This is a genomic window from Weissella sp. DD23 (assembly GCF_001579105.1).
Lineage (GTDB): Bacteria > Bacillota > Bacilli > Lactobacillales > Lactobacillaceae > Weissella > Weissella cibaria.
This window is the reverse complement of the sequence record NZ_KQ970391.1, coordinates 407,340-411,539: the sequence shown is the minus strand read 5'-3', so window position 1 is coordinate 411,539 and position 4,200 is coordinate 407,340. Positions and strand designations below refer to the sequence as shown.

At 46.1% G+C, this 4,200-nt stretch carries 3 protein-coding genes and 1 pseudogene; all 4 read right to left on the bottom strand.

Features of this window, described 5'->3' with window-relative positions; translation table 11 throughout:
- Positions 1-35: 35 nt before the first annotated feature.
- A pseudogene (rpoZ, locus tag WEIDD23_RS04430) lies at positions 36-251 on the bottom strand (DNA-directed RNA polymerase subunit omega).
- Positions 248-865 (bottom strand): guanylate kinase, encoded by a 618-nt coding sequence (gmk, locus tag WEIDD23_RS04425; protein ID WP_010373106.1) that lies wholly within the window; start codon positions 863-865, stop codon positions 248-250. The pseudogene rpoZ and the gene gmk overlap by 4 nt, the downstream one beginning before the upstream one ends.
- Positions 866-898: 33 nt before the next feature.
- Positions 899-2,461, bottom strand: a complete 1,563-nt coding sequence (locus WEIDD23_RS04420) for a patatin-like phospholipase family protein (protein WP_010373103.1) — start codon at positions 2,459-2,461, stop codon at positions 899-901.
- 81 nt (positions 2,462-2,542) lie between these two features.
- Entirely contained in the window at positions 2,543-4,198 is a 1,656-nt protein-coding gene (recN, locus tag WEIDD23_RS04415; protein ID WP_062358788.1) for a DNA repair protein RecN, read from the bottom strand.
- Positions 4,199-4,200 lie beyond the last annotated feature (2 nt).

Here is a 4,200-nt window from a genome sequence, read left to right as displayed (position 1 = left end):
CGGTTCATAACGAACCGGCTTTTTTATTAACACCATTATTTTTCCAACTTAGAAGCTTCTTCATCGATAACAACGTTACCAGCTTCAATTTCTTCAAACGCTTGACCAATTGGCTTTACTGAGTCGAAGTGAGACAAAGTAGGCAAACCACCTTGCTCTAATTCGTGGGCGCGCTTAGCCCCCTAAGCGATCAACTTGTAACGTGAGTCGACACGTTCCAACAACTTATCAACTGATGGGTATAAAATCATGCTTCTAGCTCCTCAATCATTGTAATGTATTCTGGCAACACTCGGTTTACGCGCAAACGCTCCACCTTAATAATATCCTTAATACGATCAACTGCCAAAGGCACCTCATCGTTTACGACAGCGTAATCATAGTTAGCCATCATGCGAATCTCGGCTGTTGCAGCTGAAACACGGCGATCAATAACCTCCATTGCTTCAGTACCACGTCCGATTAAGCGCTCTTTTAAGGCCCCTAAATCAGGTGGTGTCAAGAAAATATAAGCCCCTTCAGGCATCTTTTCCTTCACTTGCAACGCACCTTGCACATCGATTTCCAATAGGACATCACGTCCAGCAGCCAATGTCTTCTCAATAAAGCTCTTTGGCGTACCGTAGTAATTTCCCACGTACTCAGCGTATTCCAACATACCACCGTCAGCAATTTCTGCTTCAAACTCTTCTCGTGTGACGAAGAAATAATCTTCCCCATTCACTTCTCCCGTTCGGGGTTGTCGCGTGGTCATGGAAATTGAATATTGAAAGTCGATGTCTGATTCTTCAAACAACGCCTTTCGGACAGTTCCCTTACCGACGCCTGACGGACCCGATAGTACGATTAATACGCCACGCTTCATGGTAATCTTACTCCTATCTATTTCTCTAGCTAATCATTTATTTATTCTACTCGTTTTTTCTGACTTAGACAACAAGTACAACACACCAGTTAACACAACATCTAGATTTGCTAAGATGTATGTCCGCGTTAAGTGATGGGTCGGCGTCGGTAACGCTTGTCGGTTTGTGCGACCAGCCGCCACAATCGCGGCAACAAAGGTCGTCAAATCATACTCCTGCAGTTTATCAACTGCCAACAAACGAGCCAAGCGTTCTATTGTTGCCAATCCTTGACCAGCTTCATCCCCAGTCGCATCGGGATCAATATCTCGCGCTAACCATTGTTGCCAGGCCAACCAAACCGGTAGCTCCGTTAACGCATTTGCGATTGGTGCGGTCACAGGATCGGTTGCTAACCACTTCACCAGTTGCACGCCACCCAACCAACTAATATCAACGTCGGCCGGCAATGCGTAATAGTAGCCACCTAATTCACCTAACACTTGCTTCGTGCGGATTTCGCCGAGTGTCACGTACTCGCCACTTAAATCAGGGAAAAAGTCCAGTAAGGGGCCAAATTGCCAAGGTGTTCGAATATAATGCACCACGGCATCATCTGGTCGTGTCCAATCTTCAGGTACCCCATCCATAATTGAGACTGCATAGATTTCCTTGGCACCATGATCAGCGGCAATATTTATTGGTAAGTTATTACTGTAACCACCATCAATATATTGTTTCCCGTTAATCATGACTGGCGAAACGACCGGATAAAAAGCACTAGAAGCCAATATCCAATCCGTCAGTTCATCAGCCGTGGTTTCGTCTGTCACCGAAAAACTAGCTGGCCGCAACAATGGTAATTCTGTGGCGACCAAGGTCATTTCAGCTAGTCTTGGCGTTGCCAGTTCATGCGCAACCACGGGATAGATCAACTGACGCAACGATTCTTTTTCAAAGTAGTGCCGACCAACAAGGTGCGTCGCAACTGTTTTACTAAAATCGACCCGTGAGACACCAACTTCTGGCACTTCGTACACGACGTCCGTTGTCAACGTGTCCCAAGTCGCGTGTGAAATTGTACTATCAAGGTGCATAAAGGACATCGCATTAATCGAGCCAACTGAGACCCCCAGTACCTCATGCGGGATAATGCCACGACTTTTCAGGACGTCAAAAACCCCAGCTTCAAACGCCCCATGCGCACCACCACCACCAAGGACCAATGCTACTGGATATGAGAACGTGCGCCGATAGGTTAGTTCATCAACCCGTTCAAAACCATCTAGCAATGGACTGTTCGCTTGGTTTGGCGCTACTTTCATTTGTAAGCTTTTCACTCGATGCTTGCTAAAGTACGTCATAAGTTGCTCGAATAAAGTCAGTCGATCAACCGTCTTCCAGGCTAATGTGCTGACTAGCACAATATGACCACCTTCGTTGCGATAGAGCACTGCGCCCACTACCGTTTCGTTATCAACAAATAGTAACCCTGCTGAAATGCTCTGTGCTTGCTGATAGTGCAATCGCGCTTCGGCAGCATCTGAAAACATATTTAATAACTGGCCAAACGGCGCCATTTGTCGGTTAGACAACTTGCCAACAATTATTTCCATGCCCCGTCCTCACTTTCAATCATACGACTCATTTTAAGCTTGTTTCACCAAAAAAACGAGCATGTTTGCTCGTTTTTAGGATTATTCAGTTCGTTTTGCAACAGCCCGTTGAATCAAATCACGGGCATTTTCTTTAGCTGCATCCGTCAGTTCATCACCCGACAACATGCGTGCGACTTCATCCACACGTTCTTCATCCGTTAACTGTTGAATACTTGTTTCAGTACGGTCACCAATTACGCGCTTTTGAATAAAGTAATGATGGTTCGCGACCGCCGCAACCTGTGGTAAGTGTGTAATCGTCAACACTTGTGAATAACGACCAATCACCGCAATTTTTTCCGCAATCGCCTGGGCGACACGACCAGAAACTCCCGTGTCAACCTCATCAAAAATAATTGAGGTAATCCCTTGTTCCCGTGAAAAAATGGTTTTCATCGCCAACATCATGCGTGACAATTCACCCCCGGAAGCAATCTTCACAAGTGGTTTCGCACCTTCACCAGGGTTTGTTTGAATATAAAATTCGGCCAGATCGTAACCCGCCGTATGCAACGTGGCACTAGCGGTTAAACGGACAGAAAAGACGGCTTTTTCCATATAAAGATCTGCTAATTGCTCGTGAATCTTTTTGGCAAGCTGTTTGGCCGCCTTTTCACGTAGTTCATGTAGCTTATCCGCATATTGTCGCGCCACGCGTTCTGCTTCCTCAACTTGTTCAGCTAACTCAGCAGCGGATTGTTGCCCGCCACCCATGTCAGCTAACTCGCTATCGACATGTTCTTGATGTGCCAAGACGTCTGCGATCGTCGCACCATACTTGCGTTCCAAATTACGAATCAAATTCAAGCGATCATCAACCTCGCGTAACCGTTCGGCATCGAATTCCAATCCATCTCGGACGGACATAATTTCAGAAGCCGCTTCTTGTAATTCATAATACGCCCCACGGACTGCTTCGGTTAACTTGCCATACTTCGGTGCTAGTTCTTCAATATCTTCCAACGATCCCATTGCTGTCGAAATCGTCTCTAACCCGTTATTGTCCCAGTCACCATCAAGGGCCTCATATGCTTTAGACAAAGCTTCCAAAACATCCTGAAAGTTCGTTAGCTCTTGATATTCAGCTTCCAACGCTTCTTCTTCGCCATCAACCAAAGCAGCATCAGCTAGCTCCTTGCTTTGGAAACTCAGCATGTCCAATCGTTGGGCCCAAGCTTGTTCATCAGCCTGACGTTTGTGAAAGGCCGTCTCCAAACTACGGTAGTTTTCATAGGCTTTTTGATACTTTTGTGCAACGGGTGCAATGGCTTTTTTGGCAAATTCATCTAATAAGCCCAAGTGGCGTTCGACTTGCATCAACTCTTGGTGCTCATTTTGCCCATGAATATCAACAAGGTGCTGTCCAATTTCCTTAAGCGTCGCCGCATTGACTAAACTACCATTAACCCGAATCACATTTCGCCCACTTCGCTGTAATTCACGATGAATCAACAGTTGATTATCCTCCACGGGGATGCCAAGCTCGTTCAACACTGCAACAACTGGCTGATCAGGTTCTACGTCAATCAACCCTTGCAAGACAGTCTTGTCAGCACCTTCACGAATAAAGTCTTGCGACCCACGACCACCAGTCAACAAACCAACCGCATCAATGATAATTGACTTACCAGCCCCGGTTTCACCGGTTAATACCGTCATCCCCGGTTGAAAACTAATATTCAGTTTCGGGATAATCG